This is a genomic window from Nonomuraea sp. NPDC050643 (genome assembly GCF_040654715.1).
GTDB lineage: Bacteria > Actinomycetota > Actinomycetes > Streptosporangiales > Streptosporangiaceae > Nonomuraea.
Window position 1 is genome coordinate 1 of the sequence record NZ_JBFAIM010000005.1, and the last position, 23,282, is coordinate 23,282.

At 71.6% G+C, this 23,282-nt stretch carries 17 protein-coding genes; 4 read left to right on the forward strand and 13 right to left on the reverse strand.

All coding sequences use genetic code 11. The features are described 5' to 3' along the window. Positions 1 to 200 precede the first annotated feature (200 nt). The 4 genes from AB0I15_RS07810 to AB0I15_RS07825 form a co-directional block, all read right to left on the reverse strand. Positions 201 to 1,517, reverse strand: a complete 1,317-nt coding sequence (locus AB0I15_RS07810) for a DUF5719 family protein (RefSeq protein ID WP_358091600.1) — start codon at positions 1,515 to 1,517, stop codon at positions 201 to 203. Continuing rightward, positions 1,510 to 4,365, reverse strand: a complete 2,856-nt coding sequence (locus AB0I15_RS07815; RefSeq protein WP_358091602.1) for a glycosyltransferase family 2 protein — start codon at positions 4,363 to 4,365, stop codon at positions 1,510 to 1,512. The genes AB0I15_RS07810 and AB0I15_RS07815 overlap by 8 nt, the downstream gene beginning before the upstream one ends. A gap of 192 nt (positions 4,366 to 4,557) precedes the next feature. Next, positions 4,558 to 4,818 (reverse strand): WhiB family transcriptional regulator, encoded by a 261-nt coding sequence (locus AB0I15_RS07820; RefSeq protein ID WP_020546325.1) that lies wholly within the window; start codon positions 4,816 to 4,818, stop codon positions 4,558 to 4,560. 318 nt (positions 4,819 to 5,136) lie between these two features. Further along, positions 5,137 to 7,383, reverse strand: a complete 2,247-nt coding sequence (locus AB0I15_RS07825) for a hypothetical protein (RefSeq protein WP_358091604.1) — start codon at positions 7,381 to 7,383, stop codon at positions 5,137 to 5,139. A 180-nt stretch (positions 7,384 to 7,563) separates the two neighbouring features. Here AB0I15_RS07825 and cofD point away from each other — a divergent pair, with 180 nt between their 5' ends. The 3 genes from cofD to AB0I15_RS07840 all read left to right on the forward strand — a co-directional run bounded on the left by cofD (position 7,564) and on the right by AB0I15_RS07840 (position 10,676). Next, positions 7,564 to 8,502, forward strand: coding sequence for a 2-phospho-L-lactate transferase (gene cofD, locus AB0I15_RS07830; protein ID WP_358091606.1), 939 nt, complete (start codon positions 7,564 to 7,566; stop codon positions 8,500 to 8,502). Then, on the forward strand, positions 8,499 to 9,845 hold the full coding sequence (locus tag AB0I15_RS07835; protein WP_358091608.1) for a coenzyme F420-0:L-glutamate ligase: 1,347 nt from the start codon (positions 8,499 to 8,501) through the stop codon (positions 9,843 to 9,845). Before cofD ends, AB0I15_RS07835 begins: the two co-directional genes overlap by 4 nt. 90 nt (positions 9,846 to 9,935) lie before the next feature. Continuing rightward, a complete protein-coding gene (locus tag AB0I15_RS07840; protein WP_358091610.1) occupies positions 9,936 to 10,676 on the forward strand; it encodes a lytic polysaccharide monooxygenase in 741 nt (246 codons plus the stop codon). Positions 10,677 to 10,736: 60 nt separating this feature from the next. On the opposite strand, the gene AB0I15_RS07845 is transcribed toward AB0I15_RS07840, so the two are convergent. From AB0I15_RS07845 to AB0I15_RS07875, 7 genes are all read right to left on the reverse strand, one after another. Next, complete coding sequence (locus tag AB0I15_RS07845) at positions 10,737 to 12,485, reverse strand: substrate-binding and VWA domain-containing protein (protein ID WP_358091612.1); 1,749 nt, start codon at positions 12,483 to 12,485, stop codon at positions 10,737 to 10,739. Positions 12,486 to 12,566: 81 nt separating this feature from the next. Further along, positions 12,567 to 15,113, reverse strand: a complete 2,547-nt coding sequence (locus tag AB0I15_RS07850) for a bifunctional FO biosynthesis protein CofGH (RefSeq protein WP_358091614.1) — start codon at positions 15,111 to 15,113, stop codon at positions 12,567 to 12,569. 49 nt (positions 15,114 to 15,162) lie between these two features. After that, positions 15,163 to 16,059 carry a DNA-3-methyladenine glycosylase 2 family protein gene (locus AB0I15_RS07855; RefSeq protein ID WP_358091616.1) on the reverse strand — a complete coding sequence of 299 codons (897 nt, stop codon included), beginning with the start codon at positions 16,057 to 16,059 and terminating at the stop codon, positions 15,163 to 15,165. 69 nt (positions 16,060 to 16,128) lie between these two features. Beyond that, positions 16,129 to 17,220: an NDP-sugar synthase gene (locus AB0I15_RS07860; protein ID WP_358091618.1), complete on the reverse strand. Its 1,092-nt coding sequence runs from the start codon at positions 17,218 to 17,220 to the stop codon at positions 16,129 to 16,131. 20 nt (positions 17,221 to 17,240) lie between these two features. Then, positions 17,241 to 18,356 carry a glycosyltransferase family 1 protein gene (locus AB0I15_RS07865; protein ID WP_358091620.1) on the reverse strand — a complete coding sequence of 372 codons (1,116 nt, stop codon included), beginning with the start codon at positions 18,354 to 18,356 and terminating at the stop codon, positions 17,241 to 17,243. 93 nt (positions 18,357 to 18,449) lie between these two features. Then, the gene (locus AB0I15_RS07870) at positions 18,450 to 19,358 is read right to left on the reverse strand and encodes a lysylphosphatidylglycerol synthase domain-containing protein (protein ID WP_358091622.1); all 909 of its coding nucleotides are present in this window, start codon (positions 19,356 to 19,358) and stop codon (positions 18,450 to 18,452) included. Continuing rightward, complete coding sequence (locus AB0I15_RS07875) at positions 19,355 to 20,182, reverse strand: class I SAM-dependent methyltransferase (protein WP_358091624.1); 828 nt, start codon at positions 20,180 to 20,182, stop codon at positions 19,355 to 19,357. Before AB0I15_RS07875 ends, AB0I15_RS07870 begins: the two co-directional genes overlap by 4 nt. Positions 20,183 to 20,395: 213 nt before the next feature. Between AB0I15_RS07875 and AB0I15_RS07880 the strand changes: the two genes are divergently transcribed. Then, a complete protein-coding gene (locus AB0I15_RS07880) occupies positions 20,396 to 21,355 on the forward strand; it encodes a lysylphosphatidylglycerol synthase transmembrane domain-containing protein (RefSeq protein ID WP_358091626.1) in 960 nt (319 codons plus the stop codon). On the opposite strand, the gene AB0I15_RS07885 is transcribed toward AB0I15_RS07880, so the two are convergent. Continuing rightward, a complete protein-coding gene (locus AB0I15_RS07885; RefSeq protein ID WP_358091628.1) occupies positions 21,256 to 22,317 on the reverse strand; it encodes a glycosyltransferase family 4 protein in 1,062 nt (353 codons plus the stop codon). The two genes, AB0I15_RS07880 and AB0I15_RS07885, sit on opposite strands and share 100 nt — an antisense overlap. Before the next feature lie 2 nt (positions 22,318 to 22,319). Further along, positions 22,320 to 23,213 (reverse strand): glycosyltransferase family 2 protein, encoded by an 894-nt coding sequence (locus AB0I15_RS07890; protein ID WP_358091630.1) that lies wholly within the window; start codon positions 23,211 to 23,213, stop codon positions 22,320 to 22,322. Positions 23,214 to 23,282 lie beyond the last annotated feature (69 nt).

Genomic DNA, 23,282 nt, shown 5'->3' on the forward strand with positions numbered 1-23,282 from the left:
CGCCTGGCGTCTCGCCGGCCCGCGTGGGGGGGGGGGGGGGGCGGGGGGGGGGGCGGCCCCCCCCCCCCCCCCCCCCACGGGGTGTGGGGGCTTGCCCCCACAGGACGCGGCCCGAGCTTCCATCGCGCGTAGCGCGCCCTCATGGCGAGGACCATGCGGTTTCCCCCCGACCCCACGGGGTCCCTCGGCCCTTGGGGTCGTTAAGGGAGGACGACTCGTTCTGTGTTGGTGAGGGGTGGGAGCATTGTCCACATTCGGGCCGGGGCCAAGGGCTGGGTGGTGAGCAGGGTGCCGGATTTGAGGCGTTCCTCTATCACCCTGCCGCCGTACACCTCCCCCGACACCGGCGTGACCACCACCGCGAACTCGCCCTTCGCCTTCAGCTTCACGTCTCTCGTCCGGCCCGCCGGCACCTCGACCTCGAACGGCTGCTCCGCCGTCCCCTTCCCCGGCACCACCTGCACCTGCACCTTGCCCGGTCCCCCGAGTGCCGTCAGGACGAGGTGGGAGCCGGGGCCGTTGCCGGCGACCGCGCTGCCCAGGCTCAGGCTCGGGGTGCCCGCCGTGTACGCCACGTCCGATCGAGGACCCGTACCCGTGATGGCCACGGCGGCCACGATCGGGGTGGGTGAGGTGAGGACCAGGGCCGCGGAGGAGCCGGCCACGCCCGTGGTGACGTCCACGGACACCACGGCGCCCGCCGGTACGTCCACCGACTCCCGGCCCTTCATCGCGTACTCGGCGTCCTTGCTCACCGCCTTCAGCGTCACCACCGCGTCCGTCTCCCCCGGCGCCGCCACCAGGAGCTCGCGGCGGCCACCGCCCCCGGGTACGCCGGGCACGACCACGCGGGTGGCGGGCGGCGCGGCGGGCGGGAGCCAGTCGACGCCTCCGGTCTCCGGGGCCGAGCCGGCGGCCACGGCGACGCGGCCGAAGATCGTGGTGACGCTCACCGCCATCACGTCGGCCGAGGGGGCGAGGGTCGTGAGGTCGATCTCCCGGTGCTCCCCGGGGGCGATCTCCAGGCCGACGCCCTTGTCGCCGGAGATCGGGCCCTCTGCCGCGTACACCTGTACGTCCACCAGCGCCGGCGCCTTGTCCGCGTTCGTGAGGTGCAGGCGTACGTCGGCGTTGGCCGGCCCCGGGCCCAGCATCCAGGTCGTGGCGGCGGGCTCGGTGCAGCGGACCCCGGCCAGGCCCCGGGCGGCGCCCTTGGTGGCGCGGGTGAGGTAGCCCGCCTCCAGGCCGGCGGGGCCGTTGGTCACGTACGGCTTCCCGTCCTCCATGGACTCGCCGTTGAGGGAGCCGGGCAGGTACACGCTGACCTGCTCCCCCTTCGTCCCTGGACAGACCGCGGTGACCGTTTCGACCGCCACCTTGCGGGGGCCCTGCGGAGGCGGCGGGAGGGGGGCGGGCCTGGTGAGGTACGCGAGTCCGTACATGGCCGACAAGGACACGATCACCAGGACGAGCAGTCCGAACCGGTTCTCCACGAACGTCTTCACGGTGTCACGCACCCGCCAGGGCGACGGCGGGCGCCTCGACGACCTCGGGCGAGCGCCGTCCCGGCGCGGCCAGGAGCGCCACCAGCAGGACCAGCGCGCCCTGGGCCCAGAGCCACGGCGTGTGCAGGACGCTCACCGGCTGGGCGGGTACGCGGGTGACCGGTTCGGCCAGGCCCCACAGACCGCCCGCCTCTGAGAGGCTCAGCCGCTGGAGCGAGGGCTGCGAGTCGAGTGTCCTGGCGAGCTGGGGCGAGACAGGCGGCGCCACGGCGATCATCGCGATGCCCTGCTGGGCGAGGGTGGCCGCGTCCCCGCCGCGCCCGCCGACCAGGCCCTGCGCGGCGGTGGCGATCCGGGTACGGCCGTCGGCGGGAGAGGCGGGGAGTTCCGGCTCGCCCAGCAGCGGGGCCCGGCCGTGCAGGATCGTGAACTCCGACCCCTTGATCACCAGTGTTCGCTCGCCGTTCGTGGTGCGGGAGGCAGCCAGCGCCGGAAGAACGTCGGGGGCGTCGGCCACGAGAGGGCCGCTCACTCCGCCGGCCACCCAGTACCCGGCCGCCAGCAGCGGCGTGCTGAACGCCACCGCCACCACCGCCGTCGCGACGAGCCGCCGTAACCCGCCGCCGGCCCGTAACTCCGACAGCCGGTGGGCGGACAGGCCCACGAGCACCACCAGGCCGGTCCCGGCGAAGGCCAGCGGCACGCCGGGCCACACCCGGGCCCCTTCGACGGTGACGCGGCTGACCAGGATGGCCGCCAGGATCCCGTAGAGCGCGACTCCCCAGCCCATGGCGACGATCATGCGCTGCCGGCGCATGAGCAGCGCGGCCAGCGCCGCCGCCACCAGCCCGGCGGTCACCCAGAACGGCGGCAGGCCGGGACCCCCGGGGCTGAGGGTCAGCAGCGACTCCGGGGCGAGGGTGGGGTCCACCAGGGCGGGGTCGTGCAGGCCGGCTTCGAGGAGGAGTCTGCCGGGGTTCGTGGTGATCAGGCCCGCCAGCCAGGGCAGCAGGAGCACCAGCGGCACCGCGAGCGCGATGGCCATGGACGTCACGACGCCGCCCCGGGAGCCGCCGCGCCGCCGCGCGAGCCGTCTGCTCCGAAGGACGCGGGCGCCGCCGCCGCCGAAGGCGACCGCGCCCAGGACGCCCAGGATCGCGAACAGGGGATAGACGAGGGGGACGAACGACGTACCGACCGCCAGGAGCAGGCCCAGCGCCCAGGCGGCGCGGCGGGCACGGCGGGGTTCGGCGGACAGGAGCGTGGCGGTGAGGGAGGCGTACACCGGGACCAGCACGAACACCACCGCCGTGCCCAACCGGCCCGCCGCGATGGCGCCGGTCGCGACGGGCAGCAGCGCGTACGTGCCCGCCGCCCACGCCCGCGCCGGCACCGCCGGGATGACGTGCCGCGTGGCCAGGTACGCCGTCGCGCCCGCCAGCGGCACCGACCCCAGCAGCAGCACCGACACCGCCACCCACGTCTCGCCGAACGCCAGCGTGGACAGGGCGGCGAGCACGGCCACGTACGGCGGCGCCCAGGCGGTGGAGCCCAGCCCCACGTCGTGGAAGCCCTCGGTGTAGAAGGCCCACAGGTCGCCCGCGCCGCCCGTCACCGGGATCAGTGCGCCCCCGCCGAGCCGCTCGCCGCCCAGCAGCGACCGCTCGGCCACGAGCGACACGAGGGTCAGCGCGATCATGAGAATGACCCCGGGGCGGGCGAGGAAGCGCTTGACCGCGCCCGTGTCGGGCGGCGGGGCGTACTCCTGCTCCTCGTCCGGGGCCGCCTGGTGGTGGTGCCGGCCGGAGGAGTCGACCGGGGCCTCGCCGGCGAGGAAGCTCTGGATCATGTCGGTGAGCCGCCGGTAGGCCGCGCCGCGATGGGTCATCAACCGCTTTATGCGGATATATCCCCTCTTGCGGCCGTGGCGACGGGCGCGACGCGCCCGTCGCAGCCGGAACGGGTGCACCAGGATCGAGCCCATGGCCACCATCTCGTCCAGCGCGTTCGCCGGCTGCTTGCTCACGATGAACAGCAGCGTGCGGAAGGCCGAGCCGAGCACGTTCCGCAGCAGCGCCCAGAGCATCGCGGAAAGCGGCAGGTTGGCCATCACCACGAAGATCGCGTTACGCCGGTCCAGGCGGCGCGGATGGTCACCGCTGACCGTGATGCGCCGCCGCCTGCGGGCCGCCGCCTCGGCGTGCCAGGCCACGGCGGAGGTCACGTTCAGGACCTTGTGACCGGCGTTGCGCACCCGCCAGCACAGGTCGAGATCGTCGCGGAACAGCGGGAAGAACGGGTCGAGGCCGCCGGTCTCCTCCCACACCTCCCGCCGGATCAGCATCCCGGCCGTGGACACCGACAACACGTCCCGCGTCCCGTCGTGCTGCCCCTGGTCGAACTCGCGCGGCTCCAGCCCCGTGTCCCTGCGCCCGGTGCGGCCCACGGTCACGCCGATCTCGAGCAGCCGCCGACGGTCGAGCCAGTCGCGCAGCTTGGGGCCGAGCACGGCGGCCTTCGGATCCTGCTCGGCCGCGTGGAGCAGCGCCTCCAGCGCGCGCCTGTCGGGGGTGCAGTCGTCGTGGAGCAGCCAGATCCATTCGTCACGCCCGGCGGACGGCATCCGGTCCAGCACCTCGGCGACCGACTCGCCGAACCCGGTGGAGCGCGGCAGGGAGATCACGTTGCCGGGGCCGAGCGTCTGGACGAGCAGGTCGGCCGAGCCGTCCCTGCTGCCGTTGTCGACACCCGCCACGCGGTCGGGCCGGCGGCTCTGGCTGACCAGCGCGTTCAGCGTCTCCCCGAGCCAGCGCGCGCCGTCGTGGGCGACGACGATCACGGTGACGTAGGGGCGTGCCATGAATGGTGACTCCTGGGGGGATGATCAGGCGCGCCCACCATACTGCGAAAGCCGATCAGGAGATGCGAAAAGGGTCACACGGCTTCCCGTGTGACCCTCCCGCCCCTTATACGAACAAGAAACCCACTGGTCAGACCGCCGCCCATGGCCTAGGCCACGGCGGCTCGGTCACCCAGCAGGGTCCTCGTCGGTCTAAACGGCTTGGCGCTTGATCCGTCTGCGCTCCCGCTCGGACAGTCCACCCCAGATGCCGAACCGCTCATCGTGCTCGAGTGCGTATTCGAGGCACTCGGCACGGACTTCGCACGATCGGCAGACCTTCTTGGCCTCTCGGGTGGAGCCGCCCTTCTCCGGGAAGAACGCCTCTGGATCCGTCTGCGCGCACAACGCGCGCTCCTGCCAGCCGAGTTCTTCAGCGTCAAGCTGATCCTGTGCGATGACCGGATCGGTCACTGCACACCTCCCTGCCGCCCGCCCGCAATGGAGCCCCCCATGGACGCCTTCCTTACTACCCACCCACTGGAAGGCGTAACAACATGGTTGTAATTACACGCGTGTGCCGTACGTGGCGTCAAGCGGCATGCGGGTATCCGGGGAAAGACCAGATCTCGCCCCGGTGTGCTCGGCATGTGATGTTCGCACCACGCCGGCGCCCTGTGCACATGGCGCCGACCTGGGTTGTTCAACGCTGTCAGCGGTCGGAACCGTACCAGGGCGGTGTTGACGCCCGCCCGTGGCCCACCTTCTCTCTAGCCGTTCATTGCCGGTCCGTTACCTGCGTGGCTCGTTGGGGGTGTATATGGCGGTTGGGTCGATCGGGTCGTCTCCGGGACGGCGCTGCTCGCCGCCGAAGCCCGATCCTCCCTGGATGGCGGAGGGGTCGAGCCGCATCGTCGACTCGCCCTGCGCATCCTGCCAGCCCGTCGAAGCCTGGTGGGTGGGCTGGTACTGGCCCTGCTGGGGCTCGTAACCGCCGCTGTGCTGAGGGGCCTGCTGCTGCTGCGGGTGGCCGAACGGGTCGAACGGCCGGCCGGGCTGACCGGAGTAGTCGGGCAGCCGGAGGTCGGGCTGCTGACCGCCATTGGAGTGCTGGTACGTCTCCGCCTGCTGATAGGCGTCCATGAGCTGCTGGGAGCGCGGGTCCACGGGCGGGTCGGGCTCCTGGTACGCGGACGGGGTGGCGTACTCGTGGCCCGAGTACCCCGAGAACGGCTGGCCACCCTGCTGCTGACCGGCCTGCTGCTGCTCGGGCGCGCTCTGGCCGAAGAACGACGGCTGCTGCTGACCGTAGGAGGGCTGGTCGGCCTGCGGGTACTGGACGCTCGGCGTGGTGTCACCCGACGGGTACGACGGGTCCACCGGGGCGGCGAACGGGGCGGCGAAGGCGTTGGGCGCGGTGTCGGCCGGGGGCGCGTACGGGTTGGGCTGGTCGGCCGGCGCGTACGGGTTGGGGCTCGGCTGGTTGTACAGGTTCGGCTGGCTGTCCGCCGGGACGTAGGGGGCGGGGGTGTACTCGCCGGCGGGCGGGGTGGAGTATTCCGGGACCGAGGGGGCCGTGTCGGCGGGGGCGTAGGCCGACGAGCCGAAGCCGGAGTCCTGGCCGAAGCCCTGCGGCGGGAAGGCCGGCTCGGGCTGCTGCTGGTCCGAGGGGGCGGCGGGGAGCGCACCCCTGATCGGCTGGGGCGGCGGCGCGTAGGCGGCCGCCTGCGGCTCGGGCTGCCCGCCGAAGCTCGGCGGCTGCTGGCCATAACCGGGCTGCTGACCCGACGGCTGCCCGAAGGCACCCGGCTGCTGATCCTGCGACCCGAACCCGGACTGGTCCTGCTGGCCGTACGCGGGCTGGTCCTGCCCGCCGAACCCGGGCTGATCCTGACCCCCGAAGCCGGGCTGCTGACCCGTCGGAGGCTGCTGCCCGTAGCCGGACGACTGCCCGTAACCAGACTGCTGCCCGTAATCCTGCTGCCCCGACGGCGGCTGCCGGCCGTAGTCCGGCTGCTGACCCGAGGGCGGCTGCTGGCCGTAACCGGGCTGCCCGGACATGGGCGGCTGGCCGGACATGGGCGGGAGCTGCTGGCCGGAGGGCGGCTGCTGACCGTATCCCGGCTGCTGACCGGACGGCGGCTGCTGACCGTACCCGGGCTGCTGGCCCTGCGGCCCGAACCCGGACTGGTCCTGGGACCCGAACCCGGACTGATCCTGCTGACCGTAGCCGGGCTGATCCTGAGCGCCGTAGCCGGGCTGGTCCTGCTGGCCCGAGGGCGGCTGCTGGCCGTAAGGGGCGGCGGCCTGGTCCTGGGGGCCGAAGCCGGGCTGCGGTTGCTGACCGGACGGGGGCTGCTGGCCATAGCCCGGCTGCTGGCCCGACATGGGCTGCTGGCCGTAGGCGGCGGGCTGGTCCTGGCCGTAGCCGGGCTGCGGGCCCGCCGGACCCTGCTGGCCCGCCGGACCGGCGCCGTAGGGGGACTGGCCGTAGGCGGGCTGGGGGCCGGGCCCCGCCTGCGACTGGTCGGGCTGGCCGTACTGCTGGGGCGGCCCGTCGAAGAACCCGCCGTTCTGCTGGCCGAACTGGCCGTGGTAGACCTGCGCGGCCGGGCGCTCGGGCAGGATCTGCGGAAGGAGGTAGATCAGGGCGATGGCGGTCAGCGCCAGCGTGGGCACGCCAAGGAGCAGGAGCTCGATCGTGTCGCGCACCCCGGCGCCGGCGAAGAGGCCGAGCAGCAGCGACAGCAGACCGAAGACCGCGGCCAGGCCCAGCCCGGCCACCGCCCCGAACATGATCGGCTTGGCCTTGGGCGACGGCTCCCCCACCTTGGTGACGAGCAGCACCGCGCCCAGCAGCAACGCCGTCACGACCGGGTTCGTCAAATCCGAGAAATGAGACGCCGCGCGTTCCATGAAGGACAAACTGGACGTGGCGATCAGGATGCGGCCGATCGCCAGCACCACGGTCAGCAATCCGGTGACGAGCATGATCCAGGCGGCCGGCTCTCTCAGCCGGGCAACGTCAAATTTGCTCACAACTACCCCCATCGGACCCTTTAGCCCGAAGGGAGTTTGCCACATCACCGTCTCGCCCGGCGGGAGTCCCAGGAACCTCTTGCATATCAAAACACCTCATACCTGGAAGTTCTCCCTACTAAATAGGAGAAAACCACTCCCAAGACGGCGTTGTCGGAGCCCGGTGAAAGACTGGGCCGCATGCACATCGTGTCACTCGCCGGCGGCATCGGCGGCGCCCGCTTCCTGCGCGGACTCCGCGCCACCGCACCAGACGCCTCCATCACCGTCATCGGCAACACGGGCGACGACATCACCCTGTTCGGGCTCCGGGTCTGCCCCGACCTCGACACGGTGATGTACACCCTGGGCAACGGCATCGACGAGGAGCAGGGCTGGGGCCGGGCCAAGGAGTCCCACGTCGTCAAGGAGGAGCTGGCCGCGTACGGCGTGGAGCCGCAGTGGTTCGGGCTCGGCGATCGCGACTTCGCCACCCACATCGTCCGCTCGCAGATGCTCGAGGCCGGCTACCCGCTCTCGCAGATCACGCACGCCCTGTGCACGCGCTGGCAGCCGGGCGTGCGGCTGCTGCCGATGACCGACGACCGCTGCGAGACCCACGTCGTGATCGAGGACGAGCAGGGCAAGCGCGCGATCCACTTCCAGGAGTGGTGGGTGCGGCTGCGCGCCTCCGTCCCGGCCCAGTCGTTCGCGCTGGTGGGGGCCGACACCGCCAAGCCCGCCCCCGGCGTGCTGGAGGCGATCGAGCAGGCCGACCTGGTGATCCTGCCGCCGTCCAACCCGGTCGTGAGCATCGGCACGATCCTTCAGGTGCCGGGCATCCGCGACGCCCTGCTCCCCAAGACCGTGGTCGGCGTCTCACCGATCATCGGCGGGGCGCCGGTCAGGGGCATGGCCGACGCCTGCCTGACGGCCATCGGGGTGGAGACGACCGCCCAGGCCGTCCTGGAGCTCTACGGCGCCGACCTGATCGACGGCTGGCTGGTCGCCGAGGAGGACGATGGGGTCGCCCTCGACGGCGTGCGCGTGCTCGCCCGCCCGATCCTCATGCACGACGCCGACGCCGCGGCCGACATCGCCCGCACCACCCTCGACCTGGCCCAGGAGCTCGCCCGATGACCGCCCCACGTCCCGGGGCCCACGCCCCTGCCACCCCTCAGCGGATCGAAGTGCTCGCCGTGACCGGCATCGGCGAGGTGCGGCCGGGCGACGACGTGGCGGCACTGCTGACAGCGGCCGCCACGGGCACCGGCGCGGAGGCTGACGCAGCGGCCGGCGTTGGGCTGCGTGACGGTGACATCGTGGTCGTCACCTCGAAGATCGTGAGCAAGGCCGAGGGCCGGGTGCGTCAGGCCCCCGACCGCACCCAGGCGATCATGGACGAGACCGAGCGCGTGGTCGCCCGGCGTGGCGACACGGTCATCTCCCAGACCCGCCACGGCTTCGTCATGGCCGCCGCCGGCGTCGACGCCTCCAACACCGACCCCGGCACCGTGCTGCTCCTGCCCGAAGACCCCGACGCCTCGGCCCGGCGCATCAGGGCGGGGCTGGGCGGGCGCGTGGGGGTGATCGTGTCCGACACGTTCGGGCGGCCGTGGCGCAACGGGCTCACCGACGTGGCCATCGGCGCGGCCGGGGTGCGCCCGCTCGACGACTTCCGCGGCACGTCCGACACCTACGGCAACCCGCTCAGCGCCACGGTCACGGCGCTGGCCGACGAGATCGCGGGCGCGGCCGAGCTGGTCAAGGGCAAGCTCGACGGCGTGCCCGTGGCGATCGTGCGCGGGCTGTCCCACCTGGTCACCGAGGACGACGGGCCCGGGGTCACGCCGCTGGTGCGGCCGGCCGACGAAGACCTGTTCCGCTACGGGTCGCGCGACGTGGTGTTCGCCCGCCGGACGATCAGGGAGTTCGCCGACCGGCCCGTCGATCCCGAGGCCGTCCGCCGGGCGGTCGCGGCGGGCATCGCGGCGCCCGCGCCGCACCACACGACGCCGTGGCGGTTCGTGCTGCTGGAGTCGCCGGAGACCCGGACGAAGCTGCTCGACGCCATGCGCGAGGCGTGGATCGACGACCTGCGCGGCGACGGCTTCGGCGAGCAGTCGATCGCCAAGCGGGTCAAGCGCGGCGACGTGCTGCGCGAGGCGCCCTATCTGGTCGTGCCGTGCCTGGTCATGGAGGGCTCGCACACCTACAGGGACGACCGGCGCAACGCCTCGGAGCGGGAGATGTTCATCGTGGCGACCGGCGCCGGGGTGGAGAACTTCCTGATCCAGCTCGCCGTCGAAGGGCTCGGTTCGGCGTGGGTGTCCTCCACGATGTTCTGCCGCCCGATCGTCCGCGAGGTGCTGGATTTGCCCGAATCGTGGGATCCGATGGGCTGCGTGGCCGTCGGGCACGCCGCCGCGCCGCCGCGCGACCGGGCGCCGCGCACGCCGGAGGATTTCATCCTGACGCGTTGACTCCGTGCTAACCGGCGGTCAATCGGGCGTTTACCGTTAGGAAAGTTTCCTTTACATTCGAAGCATCCCCCCATGTAAAGGAGCAACTCCATGCGAAGGATGCTCACGTTAGTCACCGTGGTGGTGATAGCGGTCGCCACCACGGTCTTCAACACCGCGCCGGCGTTCGCTCACGGGTACGTCAACTCGCCCCCGAGCCGCCAGGCCAACTGCGCCCAGGGCAGGGTGGCCAACTGCGGCAACATCATCTACGAGCCGCAGAGCGTCGAAGGGCCCAAGGGCCTGCGGAGCTGCCACGCCAACCTGGGACAGTTCGCGCAGCTCAGCGACGAGAGCAAGCCCTGGCCCCGGGCCTCGGTGGGCACCACCGTGACCTTCAACTGGACGTTCACCGCCAGGCACGCCACCTCGAACTTCGAGTACTTCATCGGCAACACCAAGGTGGGCTCGTTCGGCGGCAACAACCAGCAGCCGCCGCCGACGGTCTCGCACACGGTCAACCTGTCGGGCTTCTCGGGCCGGCAGAAGGTGCTGGCCGTCTGGAACATCTCCGACACCGCCAACGCCTTCTACTCGTGCATCGACCTGCAGATCGGCGGCGGAGGCGGCGGCAACCCGACCCCCACGCCCACTCCGACGGTCACGCCGACCCCCACCCCGACGCCGACCGTGCCTCCGACCACGCCTTCGGGCACGTGGCGGGCCGGCACGGCGTACGCGGTCGGCAACACGGTGACATACAACGGCGGCACGTACCGCTGCCTCCAGGCGCACACCGCCCTCGCCGGGTGGGAGCCGCCCAACGTACCGGCGCTGTGGCAACGCGTGTGAGACAGCTCGGATGAGAACCGAAGGGGGCGCTTCCTGGCGCCCCCTTCTTCGCTGGGCGCGTCAGGCCGTCGGCTTGCAGGTCGGGTGGCAGAGCCTGCGGGCCAGGGCGGAGAGGAAGACGTCGATGATCTCGCCCGGCTCCTGGGCCTCGTGCAGCGAGCCGTTGGTCGCGGCCGTGATCTGCGACAGGCTCGCCCGGTCGACGCCCTTGCCGAACGCGATCACGATGATCTGGACCGGGCGGTCGGGGTTCCACTCACGCCGCAGCCTGTCCAGCAGTTGCGGCAGGTTCGTGCCCTTGCCGTCGTCGCGGCCGGCCGTGATCACGAGGAGCGCGTTGTTCATCTCCTCGCGGTATTCGTCCGAGACCTCGCGAAAGCCGCTGAGAATGGCGTCGTAGAGCGAGCTGTCCAGCTTGGGGTGGGCGGCGATCGTGCTGGTCAGCTCGTCGAGGCGGCTCCTGCGGATGATCTGCCCGGTCTCCGGCTCGGTGATCGGGCCGAGGCCGACGCGCTGCTGGTAGCCCTTGATGCGGCCCACCTTGTCGGCGAACTCCCACAGGCCCATGTGCGTGGAGTCGGGGAAGAGCTGGAGCCCGATCTTGGCCGCGTCGAGCGCCACGCTGACCCTGGTGGTGCCGTTCATCCGGTCGGCCATGTGCTTGGAGGTGTCGGCCAGGACGAGGATGTTGGTCGGCGGGGCCAGCCGGCTCCAGGCGCGCAGGGCCTCGTCGATGTCCTGCGGCGAGACCGACGACCTGGTCTTGGGCGTCTCGGACGGGATCTGCGGGCCGGGCGAGATCGGGCCCTGGCCGCCGTCGCCGGACCTGAACCCGGCCCGCCGCACGATCTCCTGGGCCTGCGCGCCTCTCAGCCAGCTCGCGAACACGGTGGACGCCTCGGCGACCGCGGGATCGGTGGCGGTGACGACGTAGGGGTAGTCGAGGTTGATCGTGCCCTCGCGCGGATGCAGCGACACGACCGGGTCCGCGGAGGGGCGCAGGTTGTGGTTCCACACCGACTGCTCGGGGACGATGACGACCGGGCGCTGCCAGAACGTACGGTCGTCCACCGCGGCCAGCATGCTGCGGTAGTCGGGCGCCGAGCCGGCCTGCGCCCACCGTACGAACGCGGTCAGCGCCTTGTCGGCGTCGGGCCCGGTGCCGACGACGTCGCGGGCGGCGGCCACGGTCGCGATGCCGGCTCCGGCCAAGGACGGGTCCGGCACGCGTACGACGTCGGGCTCGTCGGCGGTGGGCGTCAGCCGCCCGCGCACGGTCGAGGGGAAGACCATCCGCCAGTTCATCTCGGTCTTGCCCACGGAGAAGCGCTGGGCCAGCGACGACCGGGTGGCGAACACCAGCGGCGACGTGGCCACCACGCTCTCCCCCGCGGGCAGCGCGCTCGCGCCCTGCTGGCGGGCCAGCCGGATCCAGGCCGACGAGTCGGCGATCCAGCCGTCGGGCCGCTCGCGCAGCACGCCCGCCCGGTCGCCGATCAGCGTGCGTAAGACCGTGGCCGGCGGCTGCTCGGTCACCTGGACGAGCACGCACCGGCCGCCGGCCGCCGTCTTCGTCTCGTTGAACCGGTCGGCGGCCTCCATGACCGCCGGGGCCACGTCGACCGCGGCGGCCACGTTGACCAGAACAGGCTCTCGCGTGGTGCACAGCACGCCACCGCCGCCGAAGAGCACGACGAGCCCGGCCGCGACGATGGCCACGGCCGTCAGCCCCGCCAGCATGCCGCGCCGCAGCGCCTTCTTGCGCCGCTGCTCCGGGGGCAGCGCGGCACGGTGCCGACCCAAGCGCACGGTGAACCTTCCTCCAGGGGGAGTGATGATTCTTCCAGCGTCTCCCATAGCGGGCGCAAGCCTTGTTAGAACATGTTATAACTACGCCATCGGCAGCACTCGCCTGACGCTCTGGCAGACGCCGTCGCTGGCCTCGGAGGCCCGCAGCCGCTCCTCGCCCGGGACGCCGTACTCGGTGGTGCGCTGCCTGACCGGCCTGCCGCTGACCTCGACCATCGCGCGCAACTCGGTGATGGTCTTGTACGAGCCGTTCTCGGAGCCGGCCATCCTGCTGATGGTCTCCTCCATCAGCGTGCCACCCAGGTCGTTCACCCCGCCCTGGAGCACCTGGCGGCACAGGTCGTCCTGCAGCTTGACCCACGAGCACTGGATGTTCTTGATCGCGCCGTGCAGCAGGATCCGGGCCAGCGCGTGCACGGCCCGGTTCTCCTGGGCCGTGGGGCCGGGCCGGGCGACTCCGGCGAGGTAGATGGGCGCGCTGGTGTGCACGAACGGCAGCAGCACGAACTCCGAGAAGCCGCCGGTCTCCTCCTGCAGCCGCCTGATCAGCTTGATGTGCTTGACCCAGTGCAGGTGGTTGTCGACGTGGCCGTACATCATGGTGGAGGTCGTCGGGATCCCGACCTTGTGGGCCGTCGTGATGACCTCGATCCACTCCTTGGCGGGCAGCTTGCCCTTGGTCAGCACCCAGCGCACGTCGTCGTCGAGGATCTCCGCCGCCGTGCCGGGCAGCGAGTCGACGCCGGCCTCCTTGGCCGCCTCCAGCCAGTCGCGGACGGACAGGTTCGTCCGGCTGGCGCCGTTGATGACCTCCATCGGCGAGAACGCGTGCACGTGCATGCCGGGCGTCCTGGCCTTCACGGCCTTGGCGATGTCGAAGTACGCCGTCCCGGGCAGGTCGGGGTGGATGCCGCCCTGCATGCACACCTCGGTCGCGCCGGCCGCCCACGCCTCCTCGGCCCGGTCGGCCACCTGGTCCAGGCTCAGCGTGAACGCGTCGGCGTCGGTCCTGCGCTGGGCGAAGGCGCAGAAGCGGCAGCCGGTGTAACAGACGTTGGTGAAGTTGATGTTCCGGTTGACGACGTAGGTGACGTCGTCGCCCACGGCCTGTCTCCTGAGGTCGTCGGCGATGGCGGCCAGCTCGTCGAGCGCCTCCCCCTCCGCGCCGAGCAGGGCCACGGCCTCGTCGTCGGTCAGGCCCGCCGGGTCGGCCCCGGCCCGCTTGAGCGCCTGCCGGACGTCGCTCGGGGTGGCGGCGGCCACCGTGCCGAGACGTTCGCGCAGGGCGTCCCAGTCGCCGTAGACGTGGTCGAAGTCGTCCCTGCGGTCCTGAGCGCGACCGGTGGTGTCCACCTCGACGTGCAGGTCCACCCGTCCCGTCGCGGCGAACCCGCCGTCCGGCTCTTGCCAGGGGCGGCCTTCGAGCACGGCGTCCTCGCGGGCCAGGCCGGTGGCCGGATCGGCCAGGGCGGCGACGTGCCCGGTCAGGCGGGGGTCCAGCCAGGGCTCGCCGGCCAGCACGTACTCGGGGTAGATCGTCAGGCGTTCCCTGAGCCGGAACCCGGCCTGCCGCGTACGGTCGGCGAGGTCGTCGATCTGCGGCCAAGGGCGTTCGGGGTTGACGTGGTCGGGGGTCAGCGGTGAGACCCCGCCCCAGTCGTCGATGCCGGCGCGGATCATGAGTTCGTACTCGGCGTCGACCAGGTTGGGCGGGGCCTGGAGGCGTACGCGGGGGCCGAGCACGAGGCGGGCGACCGCGATCGTGGCGGCGAGCTCCTGCAGGTCGGCGTCCGGCAGGCCGCGCATGGCCGTGTCGGGCTTGGCCCGGAAGTTCTGCACGATCACCTCCTGGACGCCGCCGTACTCCCTGGCCACCTTGCGGATGGCGAAGATCGACTCGGCGCGGTCCTGGACGGTCTCGCCGATGCCGATCAGAACGCCGGTGGTGAACGGCACGTTCGTCCGGCCGGCGTCCTCCAGCACGCGCAGCCGTACGGCGGGGTCCTTGTCGGGCGAGCCGTAGTGGGCCTGCCCCTTCTCCTCGAACAGCCGCCGCGACGTCGTCTCCAGCATCATCCCCATGGACGGCGCCACCGGCTTGAGCCGCTGGAAGTCACGCCAGCTCAGCACCCCAGGGTTGAGGTGCGGCAGCAACCCGGTCTCCTCCAGCACCCTGATCGCCATGGCCCGCACATAGGACAACGTGTCGTCATAGCCGTGCGCGTCGAGCCACTCCCTGGCCTGGTGCCAGCGGTCCTCCGGCCGGTCCCCCAGCGTGAACAGCGCCTCCTTGCACCCCATCGCCGCGCCCTGCCGGGCGATCTCCAGCACCTCGTCGGGGCTCAGGAATGGCGCCGGCAGCTTGTGCGGCGCGGTGGCGAAAGTGCAATAACCACAACGGTCCCGGCAGAGCCGGGTCAACGGGATGAACACCTTCCTGCTGTAGGTGATGACCCCCTCGCGGCCGGCCGCCTTCAGCCCGGCGTCGCGAACGCGGGAAGCGTGTTCGAGTAGCGTGTCGAGATGCTCGTCCCGGGCGTGCAGGAGGACGGTCGCCTCGGTGACGTCAAGGGTCTTGCCGTCCCTGGCGCGGGCGAGGGCGCGGCGGAGCGCGGAGTCAGAACTCATGGAAGCACAGTACGTCGGGCTGAGTTCGCCACGCGCACCCAGGGTCGGGTCAGAACGACCTGTAGTCGCGCGCCGCCATCCGGGGCCCCCGCGCCGGCGGGCGCAGCCCCGTGAGCCACACGAGCACCGTGGCCCGGTGCCGATGCCCCGCGTACGGCTCCAGCAGCCGCATCATCCCGAGATCGTCGGTCTTCTCCCCGGTCAGCGCGTAACCGACCAGTTTGGCCAGGTGGAAGTCGCCCACGCTCACCGCGTCGGGGTCACCGAACGCGCGCTGGCGCACCTCCGCCGACGTCCAGACCCCGATGCCGGGCAGCGCGCGCAGCAGCCGGTCGAGCTCGCGCGTGGTCGTGGCGGCCTCCAGCTTGTCGGCGTGCCAGGCGGCGTTGGCGATGGTCCTCGCGCGCACGGCCTCGGCGCCCGCGCGGTGCCAGTGCCAGGTCGGGATCTGCCGCCACACCGAGGGCTCGGGCATCACCCGCATGCCCTCGGGCGCGGGTCCGGGCGCGGTCTCGCCGTAGCGCTGCAGCAGCCACCGCCAGGCCCGCCATGCCTCCCGCCCGACGACCTTCTGCTCCAGCACAGCAGGGACGAGGGCCTCCATGACCCGCCCGGTCCTGCCGATCCGCAGCCCGGGGTTCTTCCTGACAGCCTCCGCCAGGACCTCGTGCCGCACCCTGAAACCCGAAATATCGTCGTCAGCCCCCACCAGCCCCGGCAACATCTCCAGCGTCCACTCCGCGCCGGGCCCCCACGCCTGCCCGCGCACGCAGCCGTCCTGGACGCTCACCCGGAGCGTGCTCGGCCCGTCGGGCGTCCTGGACGTGCGCCACACGGCGCCGTCACCGGTCTGAGCCCAGGTGGGATCGCCGCCGCCGCGTTTGTGCGGCTGCAACGCCAGCCCGAGGTCCAGCGGCCCCTCGGGCACCCACCTGCGCTCCCTCACCCGTCCAGTCTGCCCGCGCCGAGCACCTGGTCGAACCGGGCCCGGGGCACACACCTGACCGGACCGGGATCAGACGTCGCTCGAGTAGCGCAGCGCCCGCTCGGGCAGCTCGATGCCCGGCCAGATCCGGACGCCGTTCTGCAGTTCGTTGCCCGGCCCCACGATGGCACCGTCGCCGATCACCGCGTCGCGCACCACCGTGCCGGCGCAGACCCGCGCGCCCCGGCCGACCACGGAGTCGGTCACGGAGGCGCCGGCCTCGACCACGCAGTCGTCGCTGAGCACCGAGCCCACCACCGAGGCACCGGCCTCGACGACGGCCCGCGCGCCGACCGCCGTGCCGCCCCACACCTTCGCCTCGGGCGAGACCTGGGCGCCGTCGAGCGCCAGGTATTCGCCCGCAGGACCGGGCAGCGCGGGCGAGCCGAGCCGGCCCAGCACCAGGTCGCGTGAGCCGCGCACGAACGCGGCGGGGGTGCCGACGTCGAGCCAGTAGGTGCGGTCGGCGTAGCCGAGCACGAGCCGCCCCGACTCGATGAGCCCGGGGAACGTCTCCCGCTCCACCGACACGACCTCGCCTCGCGGGATCGAGTCGATCACCGAGCGGGTGAAGACGTAGCACCCGGCGTTGATCCGGTTGGTCACCGGGTTGGGCGTCTTCTCCAGGAACGCCGTCACGCGCCCGGACTCGTCGGTCGGCACGCATCCGAACCGGGAGGGATCGTCGACTTCTGTCAAATGGAGCGTTACATCGGCACGCCGCAGGCAATGCTGTCGCACTTGATCGCCGATGTCGTGGCCGGAGAGGATGTCACCGTTCAGGATCAGGACGGGGTCGTCGGAGCCGGACGTGAGCGCCTCGGCGGCGTTGCGGATCGCCCCGCCGGTGCCGAGCGGCGTCTCTTCCGTTATGTATTCGAGCGAGAGCCCGAACGCCGCCCCGTCACCGAAGGCCGGCTCGAACATCGCCGCTTTGTACGAGGTCGCGAACACGATGCGGCGCACGCCGAAAGATCGCGCCCGAGCCAGTTGGTGCGCCAGGAACGGCACACCGGCGGTCGGCAGCAGCGGCTTGGGCGTGCCCAGTGTCAGCGGACGCAGGCGCGTGCCCTGCCCTCCGACCAGGAGGATCGCCTCGAGGTCTGGCAAAGAGCTCTCCATCACTCCGTGAGATTACCGAACTATTCGATCGCGCGTTGATAAGAGCTGAGATGCGCCTCCGCGGAGGCGTCCCAGGTGAACTCGCGTGCTCTGGCCAGCCCGGCCTCCTGCAACTGCCGCCTGCGCCCTGAGGAGGCCAGCAGCTGACCCAGCGCCGTGGCGATGCTGTCGGCGTCCGGCTCGGTGTAGGCGACGGCGTCGCCGCCCACCTCGGGCAGCGAGGTGCGGTAGGTGGTCAGGACCGGGGCGCCGCAGGCCATGGCCTCCAGCACCGGCAGCCCGAACCCCTCGCCGCGCGAGGGGAAGGCCACCACGAGCGCGCCGCCCAGGAATCCGGGCAGGTCGGGCGCGCGCAGGTAGCCCGGCCGCACCACTCTGACCGTGGCCTCGACCTCGCGGCAGGCGGCGTCCACGTCGTCTTCGTGCACCCCGCCGCCGAGCACCAGCGCGGGCGGCTTGTCGAGCCGCTTCACGGCGGCGGCGAAGCCGCGGATGAGATTGGGAACGTTCTTGCGGGGGTCGAGCGCGCCAAGGAAGGCCACGTAGGGCTGGCCGTGCAGACCGCAGCGCAGGGCGGCCCGGCGGATCTCCTCCTCGCTCGGCGGGTGGAACTGGGCCAGGTCGACGCCGTGGTAGGCGACGTCGATGCGGGTGGGGTCGGCGGCGAGCACGCGGACGAGCTCGTCTCTGGTCGCCTTGGACGGCACGATCACCCGCCGCGCGTGGCGGACGGCGGTGCGGGTGGCCGAGCGGAAGAACGACGCCCGCGGCGTCTGCTGGTCGGACTCGGTGAACCAGGTGGCGTCGTGCACCGTCACGACGGTCGGCAGGCCCGAGCTCAGCGGGATGGAGTAGTAGGGAGCGTGGATGACGTCGGCTCCCGCCTGGCGGGCGAGCAGCGGCAGCCCGGTCTGCTCCCAGGCGAGCCTGGCGGCCCTGTTGGTGATGGCGACGGGCCCGGCGATGACCCGGGCCGAGGGCGCGAGGCGGCGATATCGCTCCGCCTCGGACCGCTGGCAGACCACGGCGAGGTCCGCACCGGCTCGGTGGAGCGCGGCCACCAGCCCGTCCACGTATCTGATCAAAGCACCGCGGTCCGCGGGGACCGCCGCCGCATCGACGAGCACTCGAGGCATACGAAGATCTTCTCCCCTCAAGATCAACGTGGGACTGGGCGTCCCCCTCTGAAGTTCAGCTTATGACCAGCCTCCCCTAAATCGTGGGCCAAATCACACCGAGTCGCGACGCGCCGCAATTCCCGCCAAGCCTGCGCAGATCAGATCCCCAATGATGATGACAATGCGGGACGAAAGAGCCACTGCAATTGCGGCGCCATGGTCCAGATGAGGCGCCAGCACCGCAACCATGGCAACTTCGCGCACTCCGGCACCCGCGGGGACGACAAAGGTCAGAATGCCCAGGCACCACGACATCGCGAAGGCGCCGACGGCGAAGAGCAGGCCCCCCTGGGGGGCGATGAGGTAGAGGTGCACGCCGTAGGCCGTCCAGCCGGTCAGCGCCCAGGCGAGCGCGGTGAGCATGCCGCGCCGGGTCAGGGGGCGTTCGAGCGGCTCGCGCTTGAGCCTGCGCAGGACGTAGCCGATGAGGCCGTTGATGACCTTGGGTTCGAGCAGGACCAGGAGCAGCGGGAGGAAGAGCAGCAGCCAGCCGTACCGGTCCCAGCCGAGCGTGATGAGCGTGACCAGCAGGCCGGTGGCGAGCTGGACGGGCATCGTCAGGAAGAAGGCGGCCGCGCTGCGCGCGCGGGGCACGCCGAGCTCGCGGCCCATCTCCATCTGGGCGAGCATGGGCCAGACGGTGCCCGGGATGTATTTGCCGAGCTGGCCCACGAAGAACACCTTCGCCGCGGGCCGCGCCGGCAGCGGCGAGCCGAGGTCGGCCAGCAGGGTGCGCCAGGTGAGCATGGCCCCGAGCAGCGCGGCGACCACGGCGACCAGCGATCCGGCCAGCGCCTGCCACGACAGCCTGGCGAACCCGGCCACCACGGCGTCCCACTGCCCCGCCACCGCGTAGCCGCCGAACCCGAGGGCGACGGCCAGGAACCCCAGGCGCAGGAGCCTGCGCGGCCACGACCGCCGGGGGATGGCGGCCGGCTCCTCCACGACGTCCTGGCTCACAGCGGGCGGACCCGCTCGGGCGGCTGCGGCAGCGCCGCGCCGACCGGCCGCCGCGGGGTCTTGGTGGCCACCCACAGGTACGTCGGCACCACCGGCAGCAGCAGCCTGAGCACCTCACGCGGCGTCCGCGACAGCACGGCCTTGACCACCCTCCCCGGCAGCCCGGGGAACAGCTCGCCCCCCGCGAACTTCGTCGGCGTGGCCAGCACCGGGAAGGTGTAGTCCCACACGTGGAAGGCGCGCAGCATCCTGCGCAGCCCGCGCCGCGTCCTGAACCGCTCGTAGTAGTGGTCGGCCCGCCCGAACGCCCGCACGTAGCGGTCGGCCAGCGCGGGCGGCAGGTACGACAGGAACGGCAGCTTGTAGTGCGGCTCCATCACGCCCAGCCGGTTGCCGAGCCCGAGGTAGAGCACCCCGTCGTCGGACAGCACCCGGTGCATCTCGGCCACCACCGAGTCGGGGTCGACCACATGCTCGTAGATGTGGTTGAACACCAGCACGTCGACCGAGCCGTCGGGGAACGGCAGCGCGGTGCCGTCACCGCACACGAACGCCACCCGCTCGCCGAACCTGTCGGCGGCCTTGCGCAGCCCCGGCACGTCGATGTCGATGCCCAGCGTGTGCTTGGCCCCGGCCAGCGCCAGCTCGTCGGCGATGAATCCGGCGGAGCAGCCCACGTCGCCCACGGTCAGGCCGGCGAGCGGCCCGTGGAAGTGCTCGAGCACCGCGATGATCTTCGCCGCCTTCCGCCTGCGCTTCTCCTCGTCGAGCATGGCGGACTGGAACTCTGAGTATTCGAGCTGCGCGACCCGTTGCTTCACCACGCTTCCCAACCGTACCGACCTCTACGCCCATCCGACGTCAAACGGCTTTGGTACGGTGGCCGACCTGGCGATACAAGGACGGACGGGACGAAGCGGCCGCACGGCGCCCGTCCCCGCGGCGTCACCGAGATCGCCTGCGCCGTGCTCGCCACGCCGGCGCTGGTCGCGGCCGTCGTCTGGCTTTACCAGGCGTACCGCGCGTAACCTGAGCCAATGCTCCGCCGCCTGTTCCGCGTCGTCCTCGCCCTGGTCGCCGTCGGTTTTCTGGGTTACGGCCTGGCCGCCAACTGGCACGAGACCACCTCGGCCGTGACCGCCATGTCGCCGTGGGCGGTGCTCGGAGCCTTCGCCGCCGTGCTGCTCGGCCAGTTCTTCATGCTGGTGGCCTGGCGCGAGATCCTGGCGGGGCTGGGCACGCGGGTGCCGTTGCGGATCGCCGGGCGGATCATGTTCGTGGGGCAGCTCGGGAAATACATCCCGGGGGCCGTGTGGGCGTACGCGGCGATGATGGACCTCGGGCGCGACCACGGGAGCCCGCCGCGGCGCACGTTCGCGACGATCTCGCTCGGGCTCGTGATCAACATCGGGGTGGCGATCTCGATCGCCGCGGCCACCCTGGGCACGCTCGACGCCGTACGCGAGGCCTGGTACCTCGTCCTGCTGGTGCCCGCGATCATCGTGTGCCTGCATCCCAAGGTGCTGACCTGGGGGCTCAACCTGGCGCTGCGCATCGCCCGCAAGGAGCCGCTGGAGAGCGTGCTGCCCGGCCGTACCGTGGTGGTCGCGGTGGCGTGGACCGCGCTCGGCTGGCTCGTGTACGGCGTGCACATCTGGCTGATCGCCGGCCAGAGCGACCTCTATGTGATCGCCACCGGCGCCTACGCGTTCGCGTGGGCCACCGGCATCCTCACGGTCGTGGTGCCGGCCGGTGTCGGCGTCAGGGAGGGCGCGCTGGTGCTCGTGCTCGGCCCGATCATCGGCACGCCGACCGCGCTCGCCGTGGCGATCGTGTCGCGGCTGGCGTTCACGCTGGCCGACGCGGCGGCCGCGGGCATCGCGTTCCTGCTCGGCCGTCAGACCCCGAGCAGCGCTGCCGCGTACGCCGACCAGAACGGCTCGGGATCGACCGCCTTGACCCCCGACCGCAACCTCTCGGGCTCGCCGGAGACGTAGAACCGCTCGAGCGCCCGGCGCAGCGCGCCGACGTCGTCCGGCTCGACCAGCAGCCCGTCCACGCCGTCGGTGATGTGATCGGCCAACGCGCCGACGCGGGTGGCGATCACCGGCACGCCGTGCTCGTGGCCGAGCCAGACGTTCTGGCTGGCCGTGGCGTTGCGGTAGGGCAGCACGAGCGCGTCCGCCCCGGCGAACAGCTTCGGCACGTCCTCGGCGGCCACGTAACCGGGCCGCAGCTCCACCCGGTCGCCCAGACCCAGCTCGCCGATCAGCGCCTTCGTCTCCTCCAGCCCGCCCCAGAACTCGCCCGCGACCGTCAGCCCGACCCCCTCGGGCAGCGCCTTGAGCAGCACGTCCAGCCCCTTGTACGGCCGCACCATGCCGAAGAACAGCAGCCGCCGGTGCACCACGGCGGACTTCTCGGCGGTCGTCGAGGGCAGGTGCGGCGGCAGCGCCGCCACGATGACCGGCTTGACGGTCAGCCCCCTGGCCAACGCGGCCTGCTGCTCGGAGTGGGCCAGCACGCCGTCGACCCGCTTGAGCAGGGCCTTCATCAGCGGCTGGTCGTAGGGCTTGCGCTCGTGCGGCAGCACGTTATGACAGAGGGCAACAGTCCTGACTTTTCGCCCTATCCCGTACAAAATCCCCAAATAGGCGGGGACCTGTACCGGGCTCAGCACCGCCAACACCACCAGGTCAGCCGACCGCAGCCGCCGGCCCGCCGCCACCCACCCGTCGGGCCGCCGCCAGTCGAGCCGCCGCACGGTCTTCGGGAACGGCGTCCCCTCCGGCGCGGAGATCGTCTGCTGCCCCGGGTACAGGAACGACGGATACTGCGCCCGCCACGACTCGATCACCACGTCGTGCCCCAGGGCGGCGAGCCGGTGCGCCAGCTCGGTGGTGTGCTGGGCCCCGCCCCCCTTGTACGGATAGGTGGGGCCGACGATCGCGATCCGCAACGTCACTCTCCCCGCGAGCGCACGATCAGGTCCGCCAGCAGGGCCACTGAGCCGATGAGCAACCCGGACAGGAAGATCATGACGGTGTTGGCCGGGAAGTAGAACGGGTGCTGGATCATGTCCCAGACGCCCTTCACGAAACCGATCCCGACCAGCCACAGCGCGGGCGGCATGAGCACCTTGAGCGGGTTGAAGTACATGATCATCCGCAGCACCTGGAGGATGTAGCGGTAGGCGTCGGAGACGAAGCTGAACTTCGACTTCCCGGCCCGCTTGGCGTATTCGGTCGGCAGGTAGTAGACGTCGTGCTGGTTCGACAGGAACGAAAGTGTGATCGTCGTCACACACGAGAACCCGGGAGGCAGCAGCCGCAGATAGGGCCTGGCCACCGACTTCCTGAAGGCGCGCAGGCCGGAGTTGAGGTCGGGGATCTTCTGCCCGGCCAGCATCTCGGCGACCTTCCTGATCACGAACTTGGCCGGCACCCGCAGCAGCTTGTGCGAACCCTCCTCGCTGGTGCGCGCGCCGACCACCATGTCGACGGTCGAGTCCTTGTCCAGGATCTGCACCAGCTCGGGAATGCGCTCGTTGGCGTAGGACATGTCGGCGTCGGTCCAGACGACGATCTCGCCCCTGGCCTCCTGCGAGCCGATCCGCCGCACGGTGCCGGCGCCGCCGTTGCGGTGGAAGGCGCGGATGCGCAGGTGGGGATAGTCGGCCGCGGCCTCCTGGAGCTTGGACAGCGTCGAGTCGGTCGAGCAGTCGTCCACGGCGACGAGTTCGTAGGTGTAGCCGCTCGAGTCCATCGCCTTGGTGATGCGCTCCACCTCGTCGATGACGTGATTCTGCTCGTTGTAGCAGGGCAGGACGATCGTGACGTATGGCGCTTCATCCACGGCAGTTCCACTCTTGGGGGTCTCAAGCGTGCTCACGGGCCTGAAGGTTACTCTGCCCCGCTTAAAGAC

Bases quoted from the DNA above. Each gene is read 5' to 3' on its own strand.
- AB0I15_RS07865 (WP_358091620.1), bottom strand. From the start codon at position 18,356: ATGCCTCGAGTGCTCGTCGATGCGGCGGCGGTCCCCGCGGACCGCGGT.
- AB0I15_RS07880 (WP_358091626.1), top strand. From the start codon at position 20,396: ATGCTCCGCCGCCTGTTCCGCGTCGTCCTCGCCCTGGTCGCCGTCGGT.
- AB0I15_RS07850 (WP_358091614.1), bottom strand. From the start codon at position 15,113: ATGAGTTCTGACTCCGCGCTCCGCCGCGCCCTCGCCCGCGCCAGGGAC.
- AB0I15_RS07835 (WP_358091608.1), top strand. From the start codon at position 8,499: ATGACCGCCCCACGTCCCGGGGCCCACGCCCCTGCCACCCCTCAGCGG.
- AB0I15_RS07840 (WP_358091610.1), top strand. From the start codon at position 9,936: ATGCGAAGGATGCTCACGTTAGTCACCGTGGTGGTGATAGCGGTCGCC.
- cofD (WP_358091606.1), top strand. From the start codon at position 7,564: ATGCACATCGTGTCACTCGCCGGCGGCATCGGCGGCGCCCGCTTCCTG.
- AB0I15_RS07815 (WP_358091602.1), bottom strand. From the start codon at position 4,365: ATGGCACGCCCCTACGTCACCGTGATCGTCGTCGCCCACGACGGCGCG.
- AB0I15_RS07860 (WP_358091618.1), bottom strand. From the start codon at position 17,220: ATGGAGAGCTCTTTGCCAGACCTCGAGGCGATCCTCCTGGTCGGAGGG.